Source organism: Marinobacter sp. BSs20148, assembly GCF_000283275.1.
Taxonomy (GTDB): Bacteria; Pseudomonadota; Gammaproteobacteria; order Pseudomonadales; family Oleiphilaceae; genus Marinobacter; species Marinobacter psychrophilus.
In genome coordinates this window covers 1,561,063-1,585,928 of the sequence record NC_018268.1, presented here as the reverse complement: position 1 = coordinate 1,585,928, position 24,866 = coordinate 1,561,063, and the positions used below count along the sequence as shown (strand labels likewise).

General features: G+C 55.1%; 18 protein-coding genes and 1 pseudogene. 10 read left to right on the top strand and 9 right to left on the bottom strand.

The features are described from left to right. Nucleotides 1-85 precede the first annotated feature (85 nt). Both MRBBS_RS07120 and alaS read right to left on the bottom strand, forming a co-directional pair. Nucleotides 86-1,324 (bottom strand): aspartate kinase, encoded by a 1,239-nt coding sequence (locus MRBBS_RS07120; RefSeq protein WP_014870779.1) that lies wholly within the window; start codon nt 1,322-1,324, stop codon nt 86-88. Nucleotides 1,325-1,425: 101 nt separating this feature from the next. Continuing rightward, nucleotides 1,426-4,056, bottom strand: coding sequence for an alanine--tRNA ligase (alaS, locus tag MRBBS_RS07115; RefSeq protein ID WP_014870778.1), 2,631 nt, complete (start codon nt 4,054-4,056; stop codon nt 1,426-1,428). Nucleotides 4,057-4,197: 141 nt separating this feature from the next. On the opposite strand from alaS, the gene MRBBS_RS07110 reads away from it, so the two are divergent. Then, nucleotides 4,198-4,731 carry an RDD family protein gene (locus tag MRBBS_RS07110; RefSeq protein ID WP_014870777.1) on the top strand — a complete coding sequence of 178 codons (534 nt, stop codon included), beginning with the start codon at nt 4,198-4,200 and terminating at the stop codon, nt 4,729-4,731. Between the two features lie 68 nt (nt 4,732-4,799). Here MRBBS_RS07110 and lptG read toward each other — a convergent pair whose 3' ends face one another. Continuing rightward, entirely contained in the window at nt 4,800-5,861 is a 1,062-nt protein-coding gene (gene lptG / locus MRBBS_RS07105; protein ID WP_014870776.1) for an LPS export ABC transporter permease LptG, read from the bottom strand. Next, on the bottom strand, nt 5,854-7,002 hold the full coding sequence (lptF, locus tag MRBBS_RS07100) for an LPS export ABC transporter permease LptF (RefSeq protein WP_014870775.1): 1,149 nt from the start codon (nt 7,000-7,002) through the stop codon (nt 5,854-5,856). Before lptF ends, lptG begins: the two co-directional genes overlap by 8 nt. Nucleotides 7,003-7,192: 190 nt before the next feature. Here lptF and MRBBS_RS07095 point away from each other — a divergent pair, with 190 nt between their 5' ends. The 5 genes from MRBBS_RS07095 (at nt 7,193) to MRBBS_RS07075 (ending at nt 13,824) form a co-directional block, all read left to right on the top strand. Continuing rightward, nucleotides 7,193-8,686 (top strand): leucyl aminopeptidase, encoded by a 1,494-nt coding sequence (locus MRBBS_RS07095; protein WP_014870774.1) that lies wholly within the window; start codon nt 7,193-7,195, stop codon nt 8,684-8,686. Further along, a complete protein-coding gene (locus MRBBS_RS07090; protein ID WP_041635148.1) occupies nt 8,673-9,197 on the top strand; it encodes a DNA polymerase III subunit chi in 525 nt (174 codons plus the stop codon). The genes MRBBS_RS07095 and MRBBS_RS07090 overlap by 14 nt, the downstream gene beginning before the upstream one ends. 130 nt (nt 9,198-9,327) lie before the next feature. Next, a complete protein-coding gene (locus tag MRBBS_RS07085; RefSeq protein WP_041635147.1) occupies nt 9,328-12,180 on the top strand; it encodes a valine--tRNA ligase in 2,853 nt (950 codons plus the stop codon). Nucleotides 12,181-12,182: 2 nt separating this feature from the next. Then, a complete protein-coding gene (locus MRBBS_RS07080) occupies nt 12,183-13,199 on the top strand; it encodes a ketopantoate reductase family protein (protein WP_014870770.1) in 1,017 nt (338 codons plus the stop codon). A gap of 46 nt (nt 13,200-13,245) precedes the next feature. Next, on the top strand, nt 13,246-13,824 hold the full coding sequence (locus tag MRBBS_RS07075) for a cob(I)yrinic acid a,c-diamide adenosyltransferase (protein WP_014870769.1): 579 nt from the start codon (nt 13,246-13,248) through the stop codon (nt 13,822-13,824). Between the two features lie 196 nt (nt 13,825-14,020). On the opposite strand, the pseudogene cysN reads toward MRBBS_RS07075, so the two are convergent. Together cysN and cysD are read right to left on the bottom strand one after the other, a co-directional pair. Then, nucleotides 14,021-15,520, bottom strand: a pseudogene (cysN, locus tag MRBBS_RS07070) (sulfate adenylyltransferase subunit CysN); the annotation flags it as partial. Nucleotides 15,521-15,622: 102 nt separating this feature from the next. Further along, nucleotides 15,623-16,540 carry a sulfate adenylyltransferase subunit CysD gene (gene cysD, locus MRBBS_RS07065; RefSeq protein WP_014870767.1) on the bottom strand — a complete coding sequence of 306 codons (918 nt, stop codon included), beginning with the start codon at nt 16,538-16,540 and terminating at the stop codon, nt 15,623-15,625. Nucleotides 16,541-16,802: 262 nt separating this feature from the next. Here cysD and MRBBS_RS07060 point away from each other — a divergent pair, with 262 nt between their 5' ends. From MRBBS_RS07060 to cysG, 4 genes are all read left to right on the top strand, one after another. Beyond that, entirely contained in the window at nt 16,803-18,470 is a 1,668-nt protein-coding gene (locus MRBBS_RS07060) for a nitrite/sulfite reductase (RefSeq protein WP_014870766.1), read from the top strand. Further along, nucleotides 18,454-18,948 carry a DUF934 domain-containing protein gene (locus MRBBS_RS07055; protein ID WP_014870765.1) on the top strand — a complete coding sequence of 165 codons (495 nt, stop codon included), beginning with the start codon at nt 18,454-18,456 and terminating at the stop codon, nt 18,946-18,948. The genes MRBBS_RS07060 and MRBBS_RS07055 overlap by 17 nt, the downstream gene beginning before the upstream one ends. Before the next feature lie 79 nt (nt 18,949-19,027). Then, nucleotides 19,028-19,651, top strand: coding sequence for a phosphoadenosine phosphosulfate reductase family protein (locus MRBBS_RS07050; RefSeq protein WP_014870764.1), 624 nt, complete (start codon nt 19,028-19,030; stop codon nt 19,649-19,651). Between the two features lie 24 nt (nt 19,652-19,675). Beyond that, nucleotides 19,676-21,136: a siroheme synthase CysG gene (cysG, locus tag MRBBS_RS07045; RefSeq protein WP_014870763.1), complete on the top strand. Its 1,461-nt coding sequence runs from the start codon at nt 19,676-19,678 to the stop codon at nt 21,134-21,136. A 7-nt stretch (nt 21,137-21,143) separates the two neighbouring features. On the opposite strand, the gene MRBBS_RS07040 is transcribed toward cysG, so the two are convergent. From MRBBS_RS07040 to ampD, 3 genes are all read right to left on the bottom strand, one after another. Next, a complete protein-coding gene (locus MRBBS_RS07040; protein ID WP_041635518.1) occupies nt 21,144-23,171 on the bottom strand; it encodes a methyl-accepting chemotaxis protein in 2,028 nt (675 codons plus the stop codon). A 117-nt stretch (nt 23,172-23,288) separates the two neighbouring features. Next, complete coding sequence (locus tag MRBBS_RS07035) at nt 23,289-24,185, bottom strand: histidine kinase (protein ID WP_014870761.1); 897 nt, start codon at nt 24,183-24,185, stop codon at nt 23,289-23,291. Beyond that, nucleotides 24,182-24,796: a 1,6-anhydro-N-acetylmuramyl-L-alanine amidase AmpD gene (ampD, locus tag MRBBS_RS07030; protein ID WP_050996717.1), complete on the bottom strand. Its 615-nt coding sequence runs from the start codon at nt 24,794-24,796 to the stop codon at nt 24,182-24,184. The genes MRBBS_RS07035 and ampD overlap by 4 nt, the downstream gene beginning before the upstream one ends. Nucleotides 24,797-24,866: the final 70 nt, after the last annotated feature.

Here is a 24,866-nt window from a genome sequence, read left to right as displayed (position 1 = left end):
TTCCCTTATACGGGTATGTGCGTTAGCCGGTTCAGCGAATGAACGTCCTATCAAGCGATGATGCAGCGGGCATAAACCCATTGCGTCAAGCTTCTACTTCTACCAGGGGCTTATCCAGCTCAAAAGCCGAATGAAGCGCCCGTACCGCAAGTTCAAGGTACTTTTCATCAATCACCACGGAAATTTTAATTTCCGACGTAGAGATCATCTGAATGTTAATACCTTCGTTAGACAGTGCCTCGAACATCTTGGTGGCAACACCCGCGTGAGAACGCATACCAACACCGACAATGCTGACTTTGGCGATCTTTTCGTTTCCGATGACCTCACGTGCGCCTAGCTCGGCTGCTACCGAGCGAAGCACATCGCCTGCGCGTTTGAAGTCGTGACGCAGAACCGTAAACGTAAAGGCGGTTCTTTCGTCTTCACCCACGTTCTGGACAATCATGTCCACTTCAATATTCGCATCACTAATCGGCTTCAGAATACGCAGTGCACTGCCAGGCGTATCCGGCACACCGGATATGGTCAGCTTGGCTTCGTCACGATTGAATGCAATGCCCGAAACGACTGGTTGTTCCATAGTGCTATCATCCTCCATGGTAATCAGGGTGCCCTCGCCTTCCTGAAAGCTGGACAGCACCCGCAACGGAACGTTGTATTTACCCGCGAATTCCACAGCGCGAATTTGCAGCACTTTGGATCCCAGACTGGCCATTTCCAACATTTCTTCAAAGGTAATGTGATTCAGCCTGCGAGCAGAATCCACCACTCGCGGGTCGGTGGTATAAACCCCGTCGACATCGGTATAAATCTGGCATTCATCGGCTTTCAACGCCGCTGCCAAGGCCACCGCGGTCGTGTCTGAACCACCGCGACCAAGGGTGGTAATATCACCCAGATCGTCTACTCCCTGAAAACCTGCCACCACTACCACGCGGCCGGCATTCAGATCTTCACGCACATGCTGTTCATCAATGTGCTGAATACGAGCTTTTGTATGGGCACGGTCGGTTAGGATACGCACCTGTGAGCCTGTGTAAGAACGAGCCTCGCAACCCAGCTTCTGTAAGGCCATCGACAACAGTGCAATGGTTACCTGTTCGCCGGTAGACAGAAGCACGTCCATTTCACGCTGACCGGGCTCATCAGTAATGTTGCTGGCCAGGCCAATCAAGCGATTAGTTTCACCGCTCATGGCTGACACCACGACGACGATGTCGTGTCCGGCCTTACGAAAACCAAAAACTTTCTCTGCAATCGCCTCGATACGCTCGGTAGTACCTACCGAAGTGCCACCAAATTTTTGTATATACAAGGCCATAGTATTTCCACTGTCTAGACCGGGACTCAGGGCCGAGGTTGATCCGCCCGTCAAATCATTTGGGCGAGAGTATAAACCCTCACCCGCAGCTAAAACATGCATTACTGACTATTTTTTTCAACCCAGTCTGCAACACCCGCCAGAACCTCGGTAAGCTTGGAGGCATCGTTACCCCCGCCCTGGGCCATGTCCGGACGACCGCCGCCCTTACCATCCAGCTGCGCACACAGGTACTTCATAATGTCGCCGGCCTTGACTCTGCCGGTCGCTGATTTGGTCACGCCAGATACCAGTGTGACTTTGCCATCTTCAACGCTGGCCAAAACCACGACGCCCTCACCCAACTTGTTTTTCAGCTGGTCGGCCGTTTCCATCAACGCCTGGCGATCAGCGCCTGGCATTTCAGCAGCAACCACCTTTAAGCCCGCCACGTCGACCGCAGACGACGCTAAATCGCTGCCGGCCAAGCTGGCCAACTGAGCCTTCAAACCGTCGATTTCTTTCTCCAACTGACGGTTGCGGTCCAGTGTCTGCTGCACTTTCTCGACCAGCGACTCACGAGAGCCTTTCACCAGCCTGGCCGCTTCGCGCAAGGTGCGTTCCACGCTGTCTACCCATTCTAGAGCGCCAAAACCGGTGACCGCTTCAATGCGGCGAACGCCGGAAGCGACACCGCTTTCAGAGGTAATACGCAATAGACCAATATCACCGGTGCGATTAACATGGGTACCACCGCACAACTCAACCGAGTAGCCATCCGAGCCCATGCTCAGAACCCTGACGGAGTCGCCGTACTTTTCATCAAACAGCGCCAGCGCACCCTTGGCCAGGGCCTGTTCCATGTCGGTCACTTCTGTGACTACCGAGGTGTTTTGCAGGATCTGCTGATTAACCTGGCGTTCGATTTCCTGCAGATCTGCGGCACTGATGGCCTCGAGATGCGAGAAGTCAAAACGCAGTTTGTCCGGGTCTACCAGCGAGCCTTTCTGGCTAACGTGCTCGCCCAGAACCTTGCGCAAAGCCGCATGTAACAGGTGGGTGGCGGAGTGATTACGCTTGGTGCGTTCACGGCGCTCATGATCAATGCGCGCATCCACTTCCAAGCCCGGGAACAGTTCACCTTCAACCACCGTGCCGATATGAAGGTGATTATTGCCCTCTTTGCGGGTGTCGGTTACTTGAAAGCGGCCGCCACTCCAGGTCAACAGCCCGGTGTCACCGACCTGGCCACCAGACTCCGCGTAAAATGGCGTGCGCTCCAGCACAATGATGGCTTCGTCGCCGGCTTCGGCGTTTTTATGTTCACTGCCGACAATTACTGAGCGAATGCGCTCGTGGCCATCAATATTCTGGTAACCGCTAAATTCGGTCACGCCCTCAAGCTTTAGGCTTTCCGCGTTATAATCAACACCAAATTTGCTAGCCGCCCTTGCACGTTCGCGTTGGGCTTCCATCGCCTTTTCGTAGCCTTGGTAATCCAGAGTCAAACCACGTTCACGGGCGATGTCGTTGGTCAGGTCTATCGGGAAGCCGTAAGTGTCGTATAGAGCGAACACGGTTTCGCCGGGAATTACATCACCTTGAAGCTCGGCAATGTCCTGTTCTAAAAGGCGCAGGCCGTTATCCAGGGTTTTTACAAACTGCTCTTCCTCTTGCAACAGTACTTTTTCGATCTGTTTGTGGCTGCTGACCAGCTGCGGGAAGGCTTCGCCCATCAACTCAACCAACGCACCTACCAACTTGTAAAAGAAGGGGCCGTTAGCACCAAGCTTGTTACCGTGACGGGCGGCACGGCGGATGATCCGGCGCAATACAAAGCCACGGCCTTCGTTTGACGGCATAACGCCATCACTAATCAAAAAGCAGCAGGAGCGGATATGGTCTGCCACAACACGCAACGAAGCTTCGGTGGTGGCAACGCCGCCGAGCACGTCAGAAGCGGCTTTCAGCAGATCCTGAAACAGGTCAATTTCATAGTTACTGTGCACACCCTGCAATACCGCGGTCACTCGCTCCAGACCCATGCCAGTGTCTACCGACGGTTTGGGCAGGTTAAGCATCTCGCCGTCAGCGGTGCGGTTATACTGCATGAACACCACGTTCCAGATTTCTATGTAGCGGTCGCCGTCTTCGTTCGGGCTTCCCGGAGGGCCGCCGGCTACATCGGGGCCGTGGTCAAAAAAGATCTCGGAGCAAGGGCCGCAGGGCCCTGTATCGCCCATCTGCCAGAAATTATCTGAAGAGTAGCGGCCGCCAGCGTTGTCGCCAATACGGACAATGCGCTCGGCAGGCACGCCAATTTCCTCGTTCCAGATAGCAAAGGCTTCGTCGTCGTCGGCGTATACCGTGATCCACAGCTTCGCTTTTGGCAGGTTCAGCCACTGTTCAGAGGTCAAAAAATTCCAGGCGAAATTGATGGCTTCGCGCTTAAAATAATCGCCAAAACTGAAGTTGCCCAGCATTTCAAAAAACGTATGGTGGCGAGCCGTGTAACCGACGTTTTCCAGATCGTTGTGCTTGCCGCCGGCGCGCACACATTTCTGCGAGCTGGTGGCGCGAGTGTAGTCACGCTGTTCACGGCCCAGGAACAGGTCCTTGAACTGGTTCATGCCCGCATTCGTAAACAACAAAGTGGGATCATCTGCCGGCACCAGTGAACTACTGGGAACAATGGCATGGCCCTGCTGTTTGAAGTATTCAAGAAACGCCTGTCGCAACTCTGCCGTTTTCATAGCCCTTTGATACCTTTCCATAAACCCGACGAAAATTGCGCCAGGTCCGCGATTGAATTCGGATACTTACATGATTGTATAAATCGGCTACTCTAGCACACGCCGACATCCTGAAAAACGTGAAACATCACCGGAGACCGCATGCCCAAACGCTTTCACAATGCAGACGTGCTTTTGCCGCCAGCAACCGGACTAAAACGTGGCCTGGCCATTACTTACGATGCACTTATCAGCATTGCTGTGCTGCTGGTTGCCACCTGGATATACACCATAATTGCCGGCCAGCTGACCGGTTGGGAAAAATACGAACAAATGGCGGAAGCTGGGCAGGTTAAAGGCGGCCCAGGCCTAACGTTTACCCTGTTTCTGGTGCTGTACCTGTTTTTTGGCTACTTTTGGACCCGGGTGGGCCAAACACTTGGAATGCAGGTGTGGCGGGTGCGCATTCAGAATCTGGACGGCGTATCGGTGAGTTGGAGTCAGGCTCTACGCCGTTATGTGACGGCAGCCGCTGCTGTGTTTCTGGCATTACTGGCAGGCTACTATCTGGGTGCTGTCAGCCTGTTATTTTCCATTCCGGCCATAATCGCTCTGTTTTTACCTATTAACGGAGTGTCGCTGACCGACCGAGTGTCAGACAGCGTTGTCGTTGAAGTCGAAAAGAAAAAGCTGTGACTGCAAACCGAAGACAGACTTCACACCTAAAACCGGAGACAAATTTCCAATCTGCCCCCCTACAAACATTAACCTGCCCGGCGCATTAACAAAATACCAATACCAGCGTTCACCGCTATAGGCACCAGTACCGCCAGAATGGGATCGAAACCGTAGACCACGCTCATCGGCCCCAGCAAGTCTTGCATGTACTTAAACGACAGGCCTACCAACAGGCCGGTAAACACCCGAAAGCCCATGGTGACCGAGCGCAGCGGGCCAAAGATAAACGAAATTGCCACTAACACCATCACCGCGGTTCCCAGTGGCATTAACGTCTTCTTCCAAAACGCTAACCAGTAGCGCGACGCGCTCAAACCCTGCTCGTCCAGATAGCGGGCGTAGGTCAGCAGGCCTGTCATCGCCAGGTTCTCTGGCTTTACAATCAATACACTCAGTACGCTGGGCGACAAACCAGACTCCCAACGCAGTTGGTTATGAGTCACCCGGGTGGTGCCCTGCTCTGCCAACTTGGTGGTTTGTACGTTTTCAAGAATCCAGTGATCACCTTGGTAAATCGCCCGCTCGGCAAAACTGGCGGCTAACAACTGGCGCTGCTCGTTAAAGCGGAACAGGGAAATGCCAAAAAGCACACCACTGGGCTGCACGGCATTCATGTGAATAAATACATTACCTTCGCGATGCCACAGACCTGACGCCGCGGCTACGTTGCTTCCTGCACCCAGCGCAACGGCCTTTTCGCTTTGCGCAATGCGCTCCGCCGGCGGCGCTAGGTATTCGCCAATCCCCACACCCAATAGCACCACAAACAGCGCTGGTTTCATGGCAGACCAGACAATACGCTTTATGGAAACGCCGGCGGCGCGGATAACCGTCAGCTCGGAGGAGCTGGCCATCGAACCCAATCCCACCAGGCAGCCCATAAACGCGCCCAACGGCAAATAATCGTAAATCCGCCGCGGCAGCGTCAGAAACACATACCACAGAGCATCGAGGGTCTGGTAGTTATTGGCTGTGCCGTCCAACTCGGCAATAAACGCAAAAATTAAATCCAACGACAGCACCACCACCATCACCAAAAACATAGCGCCGCCAACGGTTTTCATCACATAGCGGTCAATCTTATGCATGGGCAGGCCCCGCGAGCTCTGCACGCTGCAAGCGGCGCTTGCGCAACCAGGCCGGGCCGAACTGCAGCCAAAGCCCCAGAGCCAGAAACAATCCGTGCACCCAGAACATGCCAATCCACTCTGGCACTGCGCCATCGGCCAGTGCATCACGAGCCACAATCAATAAACCGAGATAGGTGATATACACCAACATCGCAGGCAACAGGTGGAAGAACCGACCCTGACGCGGATTTACCCGGCTCAACCGAACCGCCAGCAAGGTCACCACTGGCACAATAAAGGGCAACGAAAAACGCCAATGCAGCAGCGCTCGCTGTTGCGGGTCGTCAGACTTCAACAATTGCCCAGTGCTCAGGCCTTCTTCCAGCTCTTTTGTACCACTCTTGCCGCTGACAATTTTTAGACCGTAAGCTTCAAATTCGGTGGTGTTGTAATCCAGCTGGCCAGCGTTCCCCGAGTAGCGCCCGCCGTCTTTCAAAATCAGAAAACGACTGCCTGTCTGGGCATCTATTAATTGGGTGCCCGTTTCAGCCGTGATAATGGTTAAACCTTCGCCATTTTTGCCGAACTCGGCAATAAATACACCCTGCAGCTCGCGCTTGTCGTCGCTTAGCCCTTCGGTGTAAGTCACTCTCCCACCAGAGGTAAAGTCCTGAAAACGCCCTGGTGCCAATAGCTCGAATTCGGTGGCTTTGCGCTGTTCGTTGAATATCTCCTCGACCTGTTTCATGCCCCAGGGCGATACATACAGGCTCATGGCAGCGACCACCAGCATCACCGGCAAACTGCCAATCAGGGTTTGGCGCAAAATATCGCCCTCACTGACGCCGCAAGCGAGCAACACGGTCATCTCGCTTTCCAAATACATTCGGCCATAAGCCAGCAAAATGCCGATAAACAGACCCAAAGGCAAAATCAGCTCGAGGAAACCGGGAAAACGGTAGGCCATCACTGAAAACAGCACGCCCGCAGAAATCTCACCTTCTGCGGCATTACCCAGATACTTTAAAAAGCGCCCGCTCATGAACACCATCAACAGAATGGTGGACACAGCAATCATGCTGATCATGATCTGACGAATAAGATAGCGAAAAATAATAGTCAAAGCGGTCTCTCTGGCCGAGCCGGTAACGGCGCCCATCGATGAAGGAAAACGCCAGCAGCGGCTATTCTAAGTAACCTTGCAGACGATTGACAGGGCCACGCAGCGCCCAGCAGGTCAGCCACAAGTCCGTGCCAATGCTTGATAATTCATCGCATTGCCCCAATGTTAATACCTACATCCAATTCGTATAATAGAATTACTACCAGAATCACTAACAGGAGTTGCCATGAATTTTACCTTAAGCAGCAAAGCCCTGGACACCATCAGCGCTGACTGCCTTGTACTGGCGTTACCGCAGAAAGGCGAATGGCCCGCCAGCACCAGCGCGGCAGACAAAGCTCTGGATGGCCTGATTGGCAAGCTGCAAAGCGCCGGCGACATCAGTGGCAAAAACGCATCGGTACAGACTGTTCCGCTGACCGACAGCCATTGGCAGCGCCTGTGTATCGTCGGCACCGGTGATGACGAAAGCCGCACACCAGCCAACTATCGCAAGGCTTTAATTGCTGCGGTAAACGTTCTCAAAGACGGCCCATCAAAACATGCCATTGTGGCCTTGGCTGACACCCAGCTAACCGGCGACAGCGCAACGACCTCTGAAGGAGCTCGCCTGAGCCTGATCGGCCGCAGTCTGGAAGAGCACCTGTACACGTTTAACCAGTATAAGAGCGAGCAGCCTGCTGCGCGTAAGCTGAATAAAGTCACCGTAACCGCCTCTGTCAGCGACAAAGCTGAAAAAGACGCCTTTAACCTTGGTCTGGCCACCGGCCGCGGCATGAACTTTACCCGCGACTTGGGTAATACCCCGCCCAACATCTGCCACCCGATCTGGCTGGCCGAACAGGCCGAAAAACTTGCCAAAGACCACGACTGCATCAAGACCGAAATTCTTGACGAAAAACAGATGGCCGACCTGGGCATGAACACCATTCTGGCCGTGGGCAAAGGCAGCAGCCAGCCGCCGCGCTTCATTATAATGGAATACCGTGGCGGCGATGCCAAAGACAAGCCCCACGTGTTAGTGGGTAAAGGCATCACCTTCGACAGCGGCGGCATCAGCCTGAAGCCCGGCGAAGGCATGGACGAGATGAAATACGACATGGGCGGTTCGGCCGCGGTGTTCGGCGCCATGCACGTCATCGCTGAAATCAAACCAAAAATTAACATTGTGGCCGTCATCGCAGCCGCTGAAAACATGCCTGACGGCAGCGCCAGCCGCCCCGGCGACATTGTCACCACTATGTCTGGCCAGACCGTTGAAATCCTCAACACCGACGCCGAAGGCCGTCTGGTACTGTGCGACGCCCTGACCTACGTGAAGAGGTTTGACCCGGCGGCGGTTATTGATCTGGCCACCCTCACCGGCGCCTGCATCGTCGCCCTGGGCCACCACGCCACTGGTTTACTGGCCAACAACGATGACTTGGCCAACGAACTGCTGGCCGCCGGCGACCGGGCCAACGACAAAGCCTGGCGCCTGCCGCTTTGGGAAGAGTACCAGAGCTTGCTCGACAGCAACTTTGCGGATATGGCAAACATCGGCGGACGTGCCGCTGGAACCATCACCGCGGCTTGCTTCCTGGCCCGTTACGCCAAAGATTACCGTTGGGCCCACCTGGACATCGCCGGTACTGCGTGGCATTCCGGCAAAGCCAAAGGCTCTTCAGGCCGCCCGGTGCCTATGCTGGTCGAATACCTGATGTCCCATGCCGGCAACTAAGCCACCTGCTGTGCATACTACGGAAACCGGCAGCTCTGCTGCCGGTGCTCCCACACCGGAGGCTGGGCAGGAAGCTAAAAACCAGCGTTACTGGTTCCATATCCTGCGCCAGGACACCCCCGCCGCACGCAATCTACACGCCGCCAAACTGGTCAACAAAGCCTGGCAGCAAGGGGATCGCGTGGGCATTGTGTGCGACTCCCTCGAACACGCTCAAGAACTGGACGACCTTCTGTGGAACTTCAGCCCAGATGCATTCATTCCCCACAGCGTGATTTCCGAAGCCAACACGCCCTGCAAAGACCCCGTTGGCATTCTGCTGCACCCGCCCGCCGCCGAAGACTGGGATACCGTGATCATCCTTTGCACTGAATTACCGGCTCACGCCGATCAATTTAAGCGCTTGGCATTGATAGCTCAGAATGATCCGGTGGTTTTGCATCAGGCCCGCGCGCACTTTAAACAGTTACGGGCTTTGGGGATCGAGGCGCGGGTGCATGATCAACGGTAGCGATAATTTAATCAGTTGTTTAAACCAAAGCTGAAGATCCCACTTCATGGCCCGACCGCGGGCGACCATGTATAATCATGCGTCTAAAATCTCTCCTCGAATTCACCAATACGGTCACCAGCAAAAACCCATGGAAAAAACCTACCAGCCAGAAAACATCGAGCGCCAGTGGTACGACAACTGGGAATCTAAAGGCTACTTCCGCCCCAGCGGCGAGGGCGAGTCTTACAGCATCGCTATTCCGCCACCGAATGTGACCGGCAGCCTGCACATGGGGCACGCCTTCCAGCACACCATTATGGATACCCTCACCCGCTACAAGCGCATGCAAGGCCACAACACCCTGTGGCAGGTAGGCAGTGACCACGCAGGCATAGCCACGCAGATGGTCGTTGAACGCAAATTGGCTGGGGAAGAAGGCAAAACCCGCCACGATCTGGGCCGTGAAGAGTTCATTAAGCGTATCTGGGAATGGAAGGAAGAATCTGGCGGCACCATTACCGACCAGATGCGCAGGCTGGGTAACTCGGTGGATTGGGACACCGAGCGCTTTACGATGGACGACGGTTTCTACAAGGCCGTGCAGGAAGTGTTTATCCGCCTGTACGAAGACGGCCTGGTCTATCGTGGCAAGCGCCTGGTGAACTGGGATCCGAAGCTTCACACCGCGATTTCCGATCTGGAAGTGGAAAACAAAGAAGAGAAAGGTTTTTTCTGGCACCTGCGCTATCCGCTGGCTGACGGTGCCACCACGCAAGACGGTAAAGATTACCTGGTTGTTGCCACTACCCGCCCGGAAACCATGCTGGGCGACACTGCCGTAGCCGTTCACCCCGACGACGAGCGCTATCAGCATCTGATTGGTACGTTCGTGATGCTACCGCTGGTGAATCGCCGTATTCCAGTGATTGCCGACCACCACGCTGACCCGGAAAAGGGCTCTGGCTGCGTGAAGATTACCCCGGCTCACGATTTTAACGACTACGCCGTAGGCAAACGCAATAATTTGCCAATGATGAACGTGCTGACCCAAGACGCCAAAATCCGCCAGCAAGCCGAAGTATTCAACAGCGACGGCACTGAAAATACCGATCTGGACGCTTCCCTGCCCGCCGCCTACACCGGGCTGACCCGGGAAGACGCGCGCAAGCAGATTGTGGCCGATATGGATGCTGCTGGCCTGGTTCAGCTGGTGGAAGACCACGTATTGAGCGTGCCCCGTGGGGACCGTTCCGGCCTGATCATCGAGCCGATGCTGACAGATCAATGGTTTGCCGATGCCAAAACTCTGGCCAAGCCAGCCATTGAAGCCGTTGAACAAGGCCGCATCCAGTTTGTGCCCAAGCAATACGAGAACATGTACTTCTCCTGGATGCGCGACATTCAAGATTGGTGCATTTCCCGCCAACTGTGGTGGGGCCACCGGATTCCGGCCTGGTACGACGCCGAGGGCAATATCTACGTGGGCCGCAGTGAAGACGAGGTGCGCCAGAAGCACGGTCTGGCGGCCGATTTTTCGCTAAAACAGGACGATGACGTTCTGGACACCTGGTTCAGCTCTGCTCTTTGGACATTTGGCACTCTGGGCTGGCCGGAGATCACCGAGCGGCTAAAGACCTTTCATCCAACAGACGTTCTGGTGACAGGCTTTGACATCATTTTCTTCTGGGTTGCGCGGATGATCATGATGACGACACACTTCATGAAAAATGAAGATGGCACACCCCAGGTTCCGTTCAAAACCGTTTACGTTACCGGTCTGATCCGCGACGAAAACGGCGAAAAAATGTCCAAATCCAAGGGCAACGTGATTGACCCGCTGGACATGATCGACGGCATCGACTTGGCGCCGCTGCTGGAAAAGCGCACCGGCAACCTGATGCAGCCGAAGCTGGCCAAGAAAATTGCCAAACAGACCGAAAAAGAATTCCCCGAAGGTATCTCGGCCCACGGCACAGACGCCCTGCGTTTCACCCTGGCGGCCATGGCCACCACCGGCCGTGACATCAACTGGGACATGAAGCGCCTGGAAGGCTACCGCAATTTCTGCAACAAACTGTGGAACGCCGCCCGTTACGTTTTGATGAACACCGAGGGTGAAGACTGCGGCGTGAACGGCGAGCCAGTAGAGCTGTCGCTGGCCGACCGCTGGATTATCAGCGCTTTGCAGCAGTGCGAGCAGGATGTGTCCCGCCATTTGGACCAGTACCGCTTTGATCTGGCCTCACAGGCGCTGTACGAGTTTATCTGGAACGAATACTGCGATTGGTATCTAGAGCTGTCCAAGCCTTCACTGAGTGACGACAGCGCCAGTGCTGAAGCCAAGCGTGGCACCCGCCGTACACTGGTGCGCGTACTGGAAACCGTTTTGCGCCTGGCACACCCGATCATGCCATTCATCACCGAGGAAATCTGGCAGCGCATCGCGCCGCTGGCCGGCAAATCCGGTGACAGCATTATGCTTCAGCCGTTCCCACAGGCCGATAACAGCCGCCAAGACAATCAGGCGGTTGCGGACATTGAATGGTTGAAGGGCGTGATTGTGGCGGTGCGTAATATTCGCGGTGAGATGAATATTTCTCCGGCGAAGAAGATTCCGCTGCTGTTCCGTGGTGACAGCGCAGAAGGCCGGCGCCGGATGAATGAGAACCGCCAGTTTTTGAGCTCGTTGGCGAAGCTGGAAAGTCTGGAGTGGTTTGAGGGCGACAAGGCACCGATGAGCGCCACGCAACTGGTAGGCGATATGGAAGTGCTGGTGCCCATGGCCGGTCTGATTGACAAGAATGCAGAGCTTAAGCGACTTGATAAAGAGCTGGAGCGTCTGGGTAAGGAAATTGGCCGGCTGGAAGGCAAGCTGGGCAATGAGAAGTTTACCGCTAAGGCACCGGCGGAGGTTGTTGCCAAGGAGCAGGAGAAGCTGACCGAGTTTCAGCGCAATCTGGCGCGTTTGCGGCAGCAGCATGCTGACATTGAGGCCATGTAAGCATGACTGCAGGCGTTAAGCGTTTCGGGGATGGCGGGCAGATCGCCATTCTTGGAGCGGGTTCAATGGGGCGGCTATGGGCCGCCCTTTTGCCATCTTCTCGTTGTGGGTTTTTGCCGCGACTGGATAGTCTTGGCCAGACCGCTGAGCGCTCTAACATTGCACCTGAAGACGGCACCGGTCATCGGGGGAGCTTCAGCCGTCTGGAGGGCACCCCCGAAACACGCTGTGAATACGTCCTTGTAAGCTCTGCTTCGCCGGACATCGGTGTTGCTCGTACACTTGTTAACCTACCGTGGCTTTGTTCGGCTGCTGATATCAGTTTGCTATTGGTGACTACGAAAGCTGGAGATACGCTTTCGGCTCTGGAGAGCTGGCTGCCGTATATTGCTAAAGACACACCCGTTGTTCTTTTTCAAAACGGTTTGGGCAGTCAGCAGGCAGTGACCGAGCGCTGGCCGGGCCGGCCGATTTTAGCGGCTAGCACCACAGAGGGGGCGAATCGACCAGAGCCGGATGTGTTTGTGCATGCCGGCGCCGGGGATACCTGGGTGGGCCCTCTTACAGACTCTGCTTCTGACTATACTGAATCGGTGGTTCAGCAGCTGGCACAATCTGGATTACAGGTGCATACCGAAAACAGTATTGTGCAGCGGCTGTGGCAAAAGCTGGTTGTCAACGCCGGAATTAATGCGTTTACCGCACTGCTGGACTGCCCGAATGGTGCCATAGTGGACGCGCCGCTTTATCGGCAGACGATTGACGGGCTATGCACCGAAATCGCTGCTTTACTGCAGGCCAATACCGGTGAACGTACTGCCCCACAAGCGCTGCGGAAGCGGATTGAGGCGGTCGCCAAAAGTACGACCAATAACACGTCGTCGATGCGTGCGGATGTAAACGCCGGGCGTAAAACCGAGATCGATTTTATCAATGGTTACCTTGTGCAGTGCGGGCAGCGCCACGGGATTGCCACACCGGTAAACCAAATGCTGGTTCAGCGAGTACAAGCTCTTTAGCCTTTCAACCAATCAGGCTAGCATTTTAACCAATTAGGAGAATTCCATGGGCAACCGCCTGTCAAAAATCTACACCCGTACCGGAGACGATGGTTCTACCGGTCTGGCCGATGGTAACCGCATTGCCAAGAGCGCCCAGCGCGTTGAGGCCATGGGTACGGCGGATGAACTGAACTGTCACATGGGCTTACTGGTTGAGATGCTGGACAGCGATGATGCGCTGTTTGAACCCATGCGCCGCATTCAGCATCACCTGTTTGACCTGGGTGGTGAATTTGCGATTCCGGGTAGCATTGTCATCAGCGAGCAGCACATCAGCTGGTTGGAAGGCTTGTTGGATGAGTGGAACGAACCACTGCCACCGTTGAAGAACTTTATTTTGCCCGGTGGCAGCCCGGCCGCAGCTCAGTGCCACATGGCCCGCGCCGTGTGCCGCCGTGCCGAGCGTGTTGTAGTGGCACTCAGCCATGAGGACTCTATCAACCCGCTGGCGCGACAGTACCTGAATCGCTTGTCTGACCTTTTGTTTGTCGCCTCACGGGTGCTGGCAAGGCGTGAGGGCGCGGAGGAAATTCTGTGGGAGCAGAAGAAAGCCAGCAGCGATGAACTGCCCCCGCACAAATAGCACCCTAGAAACAGCAACGCCTTTACAGGATTTTGTGCTCGCGCAGCTGCTCCAATGCAGCGGCCACTTGCCCACCCTGATCTGGCAAATCCGCCAGGATTAGAGTCAAATCGCTGTGGCCGGTGTCGGTATCCGTCAGCACCAGCAGACCGTTGGCTTTAAGTGCCAGAGCCAGCGGTGCTTTGAAGCCTTCACTGTATTGCAGATTGTCGTGCTGCAGCGTAGCCACGGCACGGCCGTCGTCAAACAGCACTTTTTCCAAGGAATGAACCAGCGTACGGGCGGCGTTCGCCTCGCCTTTTATGTATATTACCGCGGCTTGCTGACCAAAGCGTCGGGCTTTTTGCGCTGTGGTCACCTGTGCGCTGTGGTGCAGCGCGTAGCCTTGTTGCTGCGAGCCGGGCAAAATCATACCCGCTGCCACGGTGGTGTGGGTTAAGCGATCCACCACAATAAACGACCCGGTGCTGCGGAATTCTTTGTAGTTGTCCGCCAACACAGGCTGTTCCAGCGTTAGTTCGCAAAGACCGATTTCGTTCAGCGCCAGAGTATTGGCCTCGGTCTTGTGTAACGAGTTCACATCCACTCGATGGCGAACGGCGGTCACGGCTCCAGCCACGCGGCCGGTCAACAGTTTTATGTCGTACGTTTTTCCCTGCACCAGCGGCTGCTCGGCCATCCACACCAACGTGGCATCAAAACGATCCGTCGTCTGCGGTATTTGTTTGCTGTGCACCAGAATGTCGCCACGGGAAATATCAATCTGATCTTCCAGCGTTAGCGTCACCGACATAGGCGGGAAAGCTTCGCTCAGCTCGCCGTCGTAGGTCACGATGGATTTCACCCTTGATGATTTACCGGACGGCAACACCGTTACGTCATCACCCGGGCGAACCACACCAGCGGTCAGGGTGCCGCAGTAGCCGCGGAAGTCCCGGTTGGGGCGGTTCACGTATTGCACCGGAAAACGCAGCGCGTCGAAATTCTGGTCGCGGACAATCTCCACACTTTCCAGAGTTTCCATCAACGCTTGCCCCCGATACCAAGGCATGAACTCTGAGCGATTAACCACGTTGTCGCCTTTTAACGCCGACAAAGGCACAAACTGGATGTCTGGCAAGTCCAGCTGACTGGCAAACGCCGAATAATCAGCCTTGATCTGCTCGTAGCGTTCCTCGCTGTAATCCACCAGATCCATTTTGTTGATGGCCACTACCGTATGCTTCAGCCCCAGCAGCGACACAATGAAACTGTGGCGGCGGGTTTGTACCTGCACGCCGTAGCGGGCGTCGATCAAAATAATGGCCAGGTCGCAGGTGGAGGCGCCGGTGGCCATATTACGAGTGTACTGTTCGTGCCCCGGGGTGTCGGCGATGATGAATTTACGCCGCGCGGTCGAGAAATAACGATAGGCCACATCAATGGTGATGCCCTGCTCGCGCTCGGCCTGCAAGCCGTCCACCAGCAACGCCAGATCCAGCTCGTCACCAGCATTACCCATCCGTGCGTTGTCGTTGTGGATTGCCTCCAGTTGGTCTTCATAAATCATTTTGGAGTCGTGCAGCAGCCGTCCAATAAGGGTAGATTTGCCGTCGTCTACGCTGCCGCACGTCAGAAAGCGCAGCAGTTCCTTGTTTTCGTGCTGGTGCAGGTAGGCGTCGATATCATCGGCAATCAGATCAGACTGGTGGCTCATAGCGGCACTCCCAATAGGCGCACATCAAAAGGGCGCAAGTCAAAGATTGAATTCAGCGGTGCGACAATGGGTTTACAGGTCGCCATCAGACGTACCCTTCCATCAAAAGTATCCTTCCATTTTTTTCTTTTCCATAGAGCCCGCTCCATCGCGATCTATCGCCCGCCCCTGGCGCTCGGAGGTTCGTGTTAAAAGCATTTCCTGAATAATGTCCTGCAACGTATCGGCCTCGGAATCCACCGCTCCGGTTAACGGGTAACAGCCCAAAGTGCGGAACCTGACCTTACGCAGTTCCGGCTCTTCGCCCGGGTTCAGAGGCAGGCGCTCGTCGTCCACCATGATCATCATGCCATCGCGGGTAACCACCGGCCGCAGAGCTGCGAAGTACAAAGGCACAATCGGAATACTTTCCAGAAAGATGTATTGCCAGATATCCAGTTCAGTCCAGTTAGACAGCGGAAATACGCGAATACTTTCGCCCTTGTTGATGCGGGTATTGAACAGATTCCACAACTCCGGCCGCTGATTTTTCGGGTCCCAGCGATGATGCTTGTCGCGGAATGAGAACACTCGTTCTTTGGCGCGGGATTTTTCCTCATCACGGCGGGCACCGCCGAAAGCGGCGTCAAACCCATACTTGTTCAACGCCTGTTTCAGGCTCTGGGTTTTCATTATGTCGGTATGCGTGGCCGAGCCGTGGGAAAAAGGCCCGACCCCCATGTCTACGCCCTCCTGGTTGATGTGCACCAGCAGCTCCATGCCCGACTGCGCCGCCATGCGATCGCGAAATTCGATCATTTCACGAAATTTCCAGGTGGTGTCTACGTGCAACAGTGGAAACGGCGGAGTGCCCGGGAAAAACGCTTTGCGGGCAAGGTGAAGCATGACCGCCGAGTCTTTTCCCACTGAGTACAGCATCACCGGATTGTCAAACTCCGCAGCGACTTCACGAATAATCTGGATGCTTTCAGCTTCCAGCTGCTTCAGGTGGGTAAGACGGCGTTCTGGCAAAGAAGTCATTAACGGCGGCCTGCGTAAATCAACGGTTTAGAAGGCCAGCGGATACCACCGGCCGAATGTGCCACGCAGTATTACAAAGGAAAATAAGATTTTAAAAGAATAAATAAGCGTTTATTTATTCTTTTTTAGAATAATGAAAGTCTCACCGAGGTGACTCTTAATATTCGATATATGAATATCAAAATCAATAAATATCATTATAAAGAATAAAGAGCATTGCGTATGATAATGACAGAAATTTACACAAGGCGGTGAAACAGTCATGTATCAGTACAATCAGATTGACCAGACACTGGTCGACGAACGGGTGGAGCAATTTCGCGACCAAACCCGCAGGTTTCTGAACGGCGAACTGCCGGAGGATGAGTTTTCTGCGCTGCGGCTGATGAACGGCCTTTACATTCAGCGCCAGGCTCCCATGCTGCGTGTGGCTGTCCCGTATGGACTGTTATCATCAACCCAGATGCGCAAGTTGGCCCACGTTGCGCGCACTTACGACCGCGGCTATGGCCACTTCACCACTCGCACGAACATTCAGTTCAACTGGCCAGAGTTAGCTGCGGTACCAGATATTCTGGCGGAACTGGCGCAGGTGCAGATGCACGCCATTCAAACCTCGGGCAATTGCATTCGTAACACCACCACCGACCCCTACGCCGGTGTAGCGGAAAACGAACTTGAAGATCCGCGCCCTTACTGCGAAATTATCCGCCAGTGGTCAACCCTGCATCCAGAATTTGCTTACCTGCCGCGGAAATTCAAAATTGCCGTCACCGGCGCAACAGAAGACCGCGCAGCCTCTCAGGTGCACGATATTGGCCTGCAAATGGTGCAAAACGCCGATGGCGAAATAGGCTTTGAAGTACTGGTCGGCGGGGGGCTGGGCCGCACGCCCATCATAGGCAAGAGCATTCGCAAGTTCCTGCCCAAACAGCATCTATTGTCATATCTGGACGCCATCTTGCGGGTGTACAACCTCAAAGGCCGCCGCGACAACAAGTACAAGGCGCGCATCAAGATTCTGGTGGAGGCTCTGGGCCCTGACGAATTCCGCCGCCTGGTCGAGGAGGAATGGGCCCACATCCGCGATGGCGAGTTGACACTTACCGATGCCGAAATTGCCCGAGCCAAATCATTTTTCACCCTACCTGATTACGATGTCAACGCCGCCAGTGCCGACGCCCATGCGTCATTAAATGATTCACTGGCAACCGACATCGAGTTTAACGCCTGGTACCGCCACAACACTCTGGCTCACCGGGTTGAAGGTTACCGCATTGCCATTGTTTCGCTGAAACCGTATCTGGAAGCCCCTGGCGACATCACCGATAGCCAGATGGATGCGGTTGCAGACCTGGCTGATCGTTACAGCTTTGGCGAAACTCGCGCCACCCACCACCAGAATTTGGTGCTGACCGATGTGCGCGAGGGCGACCTTTACGCAGTATGGCAGGCGCTGGCGACGAACAATCTGGCGCGTTCCAACATTGGCACGCTGACCGACATGATTGTGTGCCCGGGGTTTGATTTTTGCTCGCTGGCCAACGCCCGCACGTTGAACATTTCGGACCAGATCAATGAGCATTTTGACGATATGGATCATCTGTACGATCTAGGCGAAATCCGACTAAACATGTCTGGTTGCATCAACGCCTGCGCCCATCACCACGTCGCCGACATCGGCATTCTGGGCGTGGATAAAAAGGGCGAAGACTGGTATCAGATTTCACTCGGCGGGTCGTCTAAAGAAGACGCACGCCTGGGCAAAATTCTAGGAAGGTCGGTACCGGCGAGCGACGTTGCTCTCACCGTGGAAAAAATTCTGGCCGTGTACGTTGACCAGCGCCGCGAAAACGAATCGTTTGCGCAGGTAGTGCTACGTGTGGGCATCAAACCTTTTAAGGAACGTGTGTATGCCACTGCTCATTGACCAGCGCATTGTGACCGAAGACCCCTGGCAGTTACTTGATCAGGTGGCTCTCGACGAGGGATCACCAATACCCGAAAATGGGCCTATTGCTGTACCCCTCATTTGGTATCGGCAACACCGGGAAGCACTGCAACAGCGCAACAGCCCGCTGGGCGTGATCGTGAATGGTGATGATGACCTGGCGGCGTTATACGCCGACCACAGCCAACTCGACCTGATTGCCATCGAGTTCCCGACGTTTCGCGATGGCCGCGGATTCAGCATCGCCCGCCAGTTGGTGCGTAGCGGTTTTAATCGGCAAATTCGAGCTCTGGGCCATGTTACCCGCGATCGCCTGGCGCTAATGCAAAGCTCCGGATTTAACGCCTTTGCCATCAATGACGAGCGTTTCCAAACCGATCATCTTCAGGCATTTTCCGAGATTAGCGTGAATTATCAGGGTACGACGGCGGATCCGCGGCCGATTTTTCGTCGCTAAACACGGGTTTGATCGCATTCAAACATTTTATTCGTCGCTGCTTACAGCGCTAATTTTTTAGTCAAAGGACATCGACACCATGACGCTTGATGTGGCTGCGGCCAACCAACAGCTTGCCAACAACCGGCCCCAAGAAATCATAACGTGGGCCTTAACGCAGGCGCACAATCCGGTCGTCACGACCAACTTCGGCCCTTACGAAGCCGTGATCCTGCACATGGCGGTTCAAGCCCGGCCGGACATTCAGGTGATATGGATCGATTCGGGTTACAACACCTCTGCCACTTATCGTTTTGCAGAAAAACTGATAGCCCAGCTGAAGCTGGATGTGCACACGTTTATACCGCAGCAAACGGCTGCCCGGCGCAACGTGCTGATGCAGGGCATACCAGAGATTGACCAGCCGCTGCATGAGGAATTTACCCGCCAAGTGAAGCTGGAACCCTTCGCTAGGGCCCTGGCAGAAATTCAGCCGGATGTGTGGTTTAACGCCATCCGCAAAGACCAAACCGACTTTCGCCAATCGCTGGACATCGTCTCCACCAGCAAAAGCGGCATTGTGAAAGTAGCACCTTTATTTAACCTGACCAGCGCCGACCTGGATGCCTACCTGGCCGCACACCAGTTGCCCGACGAACACGATTATTTCGATCCCACCAAAGCTCTGGAAACCCGCGAGTGCGGGTTACACACTAAGCTCTGATACTGCCCACTCCGGGAGGCTGCCATGGATTTTTTACCACTGTTTTTCAATTTGAACGATCGCCAGGTGTTACTGGTGGGCGGTGGTGATATCGCCCTGCGCAAGGCTCGCCTGCTCAAACGCGCAGGTGTTGGCCTGACTGTGATTTCCCACGCCGTCGATGAAGAACTTCGGGCTCTACTGACCGATGACCGAGACGAGATCATTTTGGGGGATTATCACAGCGACCTGCTGGAGGGGAAAACCTTGGTGGTCGCCGCCACCGACGACGCCGAGTTACACCGTCAGGTTCACGCCGAGGCGGTAGCGCGAAATATCCCCATCAATGTGGTGGATACGCCCAAGCTGTGCAGCTTCATATTTCCAGCCATCGTCGACCGCTCGCCCATTGTGATTGGTATTACCTCCGGCGGGCAGTCACCGGTGCTGGCGCGGCTATTAAGGGCTCGCCTGGAAACCCTGATCCCCAAGGGCTACAGCAGCCTGGGTGGTTTGGTCGGGCGCTTTCGCGATCGGGTTAAAGCGCGTTTCAATTCGCTCAATGACCGTCGTCAATTCTGGGAAAACGTGCTGGAAGGACAAATTGCCGAAAAGGTGTTTTCCGGTCGCCATAACGAAGCCGAATCCATGCTGGTGTCGGCCATCAACCGGGGCGACGCTGGCCATAAAACAGGCGAGGTGTATCTGGTCGGTGCTGGCCCGGGTGATCCGGAGCTGCTGACGTTTAAGGCGCTGCGTCTGATGCAGCAAGCTGACGTGGTGTTTTACGACAATCTGGTATCGCCAGGGGTGCTGGATTTGTGCCGGCGCGACGCCGACCTGATTTACGTCGGCAAGCGTCGAGATCATCACACGGTGCCGCAAGACGACATTAATGCTCTGCTGGTAAAACACGCCAAACTGGGGCGGCGGGTGGTGCGGCTTAAAGGCGGTGATCCGTTTATTTTCGGACGCGGCGGTGAAGAACTGGAAGAGCTCAAAGCCCATGGCATACCGTTCCAGGTGGTACCGGGCATTACCGCCGCCAGCGCGTGTTCGACCTACGCCGGCATTCCACTGACCCACCGTGGCTATGCCCAGTCAGTCAAGTTTGTGACCGGCCAGTTAAAAAACCGACAACAAGTCCTCGATTACAAAGAACTGATACAGCCCAATCAAACGGTCGTGTTCTATATGGGGCTGCACACACTGCCGCAAATCAGTGCCGGCCTGATGGCTCATGGCCGCGCGCCAGATACACCGATTGCCATTGTGTCCCGCGGTACCGCAGTCGATCAGAAAGTGCTGATTGGCACTTTGGCCGATATCGCCGCCAAACAGGAGCAGGCGCAACTGCCGGCGCCCGCGTTGATTATTGTGGGTAATGTCGTACGTCTTTACGACAAGCTGGCTTGGTTTGGTGAGACTGCGCCCAGCGACAACATTACCCACGCCTTGGGCATGGTGCGCAGCAAGGCCAGGTTCACTGAGGCAAATGTGGCCTGAGCCGCTTCTAGACCCGAAACGTCTCTACCAGTTGCTGCAACGACGCCGTTAGCCGTGACATTTCCTGGGACGAGTCCAATGTGCTCCGGGCGTTCTGCGCCGTCGCCAAGCCCAGTTCGCCAATTTGTGCCACGCTGGTATTAACGTCGCGGCTGACCGCCGATTGTTCCTCTGCTGCCTGGGCGATCTGTTGACTCATATCGACAATGGTCGAAATGCCGGCAGCAATGCGGTTCAGCGCATCGGTCACCAGCGCAGACTTCTGCACGGTCGCTTCAGTCACCTGATGGCTGTTTGTCATCGCGGTGACCGCCCCTTTAACGCCACTCTGCAGACGCGAGATCATCTTTTCGATTTCTTCAGTGGATTTGTGAGTGCGCTGAGACAAGGACCGCACCTCGTCAGCTACGACCGCAAAACCACGGCCTTGATCTCCGGCCCGAGCCGCTTCAATGGCCGCATTCAGCGCCAGCAGGTTGGTTTGTCCGGCGATTGCCTTGATTTCCACCAGCACCTTACTGATGTCGCTGCTGTCAGAACTGACCCGGTGAATCGCGTCTACAGCGCTGGAAATTTCCGTCGCCAACTGGTGAATCGTCGTCACCGAGTCGGCTACAGTCTGGCGCCCGGTCTCGGTATCTTTTTCGGCAGCTCCGGCGCTATCAGCTACCCGATGGGCGCTCTCGGTCACTTCATTGACCGCGCCCGTCATTTGACTCATAGCCTCTTGAATCTGCTCACTTTCGTGCATCTGCCGACTCACCGCATCGCTGGTCGCTACCGCCGTCGCATTTACCCGGCTCGCCTGCTGATCTACCTCTGCGGTGGTGTTACCCACCGAGCGGATCAGGCTGGCAATACGGTCAGTCATGCTGTTAAATTCGCCGGTCAGTTCACCCAGTTCATCACGATTGCTAAGTTCGATGCGAGCTGTCATATCACCCGATGCCACTTGCCGCGCAGAATCGGCAAAACGGTTGATGGCAGTGCGTACTGATATGAAAAATCCAATGTACAGATACACCACTAGAATTAGCACGCACAGCAGCGAAACGATAATCAACGTGCGTTGAGTGGTTTCGAAGTGAAGACGATCGCCCAGATTTTGCAACAAACCATTAAATGCCACAGCGCCGAGGCGCTGATGGTCCAGCAAATACCCGCTCACAGCACTGTCATAGGTTTTCCAGCCCATCTCAAGGCGCACTGGCGTCAGTAAGTTGGCGTCCACAAAAGCTTGGGTTTGCAGCAGGCTGGCGCTGACTTTCTTTACACCGGCAGCGTGGCCTGCCAGCAAAGGCGACGCCTCCTGCGCCACCGTCAACGCAGGACTGAGCAAAGAAGCCTGATTAGTCAAGTGATCGTAAATCCGGTTCAGCTGATCGCCCAGATCATAACTTAATTGCCCTTCCAGCAATGCGTAAATGCCATAGGATCGAGCCTGGCCGATCGCACTGCGCGCCTCGGGCAAAGAGTCGCCCAATAACTTCAACAACACCAGATTTTCCCGCGAATCGGTTTGCGCCAGGCCCGACAGCTCAACGGTAGCGGGTAACAGGGTTGACGCTTTCTGCACAAACTCCTGGTTATAGGTGAACTGAGCATCAAACCGGTTATTAATCACCTGCGTGGTACGCAGAGTATTCCAGGCCTCGCGCAATTGGTTGGCTTGGGCGGCCCATACTCCACCGCGATCAAACTCGGGAGCGGCACTGTTCAAGCGAGCAATTACAGCATCAACAGCCGCAGACGCTTGGTCTACACGGGCATGCAGCTCCTTATCGTCGCTGAATGCCGCTACCGATTGATAATCGCGATAGTCAATAGCGCGGCGTAAGAGTTCATCGGCTTGCTCTAGCTGTGTCAAGCCAGCCTTGCTGTTGGTCGTAATTGCCAAGGAATGGTTAAGCTGAGTAATGACCAGCCAGGACAGCCCCGCAATAGGCAGCAAAAAGAGGAAGCTAATGAGGCTGAATTTAAAAATCATCGGTAGCCGATTCATCAACGCAATGGCTGGAGCAATCAATTTTTTCACATGTTTCGCCGCTTTATTAAATTCTGCATTTTTATTATTCAAATTGAGTGTCGCCCAAAACCCTAAAAACCTTAGCTTTTTTTTGTTAGAAAATGTAACAGTATGCGCCGCACTCGGCTAGGCCACGCCGGCGATCACCATCAATGCCAGTAGGCACAGCCATACCAGCATACTGCGGTTAAGCAGATCGCGAATGGCGGTCAAGCTACGTTCACCATAGCTCTGCCAGTCTTGCTGGTGTAATGAGGCAAATCGGCCCGGGTCCAGCGCGTAACCGGTCAAAGCGCCATCGGCAGTGGCCATCAGCAGCCTTGCTACTGGCAATTGCCAGTGACCCCGGCCTTGGCGACGTTGCCGCAGCCAGCCGGCCAAGTCACCGGCCAGGCCAAAGGTCAGCGCGAGCAACTGCGCCGGCAACCAACCGCCCCATTCGCGCCAACGCTCACACTGGCCACATTTGCCAGATTGCGGCCAGCTCTGCCCCAATGCAACGAGGCCGCTCGCCAGCACCGCGGCAGAAATTCCGCCTGCCGCATACCAGAACAGCACCATGAAATAACGCCAGAATACTTGCGCTATTAACGCCTCAGAGATTGCCAGCTGCATGGTTTCAGGCGATATTGCTGCGCCGCGCTGATGCGCCGGTAGCAGATGCTGGATATAGCGCCAGGCTGCCTGCATGTCACCCCGGCGCCATGCCCGGGCGTAATTTGCCAGAAGCTGACGCCAGCCAGGCATACCCAGCAACAGCAGAAGCAATAGCAATTCCAGTGTCCAACCCAACAAGAGCCAGTGGTGGTGTTGCCAGTAACTCTGCGCCAGCCAAACCACGGCGGTCGGAATAGCCACCGCCAATAACGGCGCCAAAGCACTCGTTCTTTCGGGAAGGCTTTGCGGCAGGCGTTGCCTCAAGCCTTCAAACCAGCTGCGCCATAGCTGATGGCCATCAAGCTGATCGCGACTATCCAGCCGTCGCCGCAGCAGGTAGGCCAGCACAAATATAAGCAGCGTCATAATCTGTCCTTTGTCGATTTTGCCAGGCTTTGATGCAGCCGCGACCAGTCAAACGCCGGCCCGGGATCGGTTTTTCGCCCCGGCGCAATGTCGCTGTGGCCAGTAATCTCGTCAACGCCAATTTCTGGCCAGGCCGCCATAATTTGCTGACAAACAGCGGACAATGCCTGGTATTGATCCTCGGTATAAGGCACATCGTCACTGCCCTCAAGCTCAATGCCGATGGAAAAATCGTTGCACTCGTCCTGGCCGCAAAAACGTGAACGGCCAGCGTGCCAGGCACGATCCAGCAGGCTGACAAACTGCATAAGCGTGCCATCACGGCGTATCAGCAGGTGGGCTGAAACAGTCATTGTGGCGATGGTCTGAAAATACGGGTGGGCCTTGATGTCTAGCCGGTTGCAGAAGAAATCTTCAATTTCAGGGCCCCCGAACTGGCCCGGCGGCAAGCTGATGCAGTGCACAACAATCAGGCTTACCTCGCTGGTCGCGGGCCGCGCACCAAAATTAGGAGACGGTCGCCAGAGCGCTGCATCTATTCTACCATTTGCACGCAGGGAAGCTGCCTTCTGAAAGACAGGAGTAAGCACAGAGTGGGGAGTTTGAGGCAAGGCGAATCCTGATTCAACGAAGTGGGATGACTTCGATTGAATCATAAAGCGTCACCGTGTGCCACGGCAC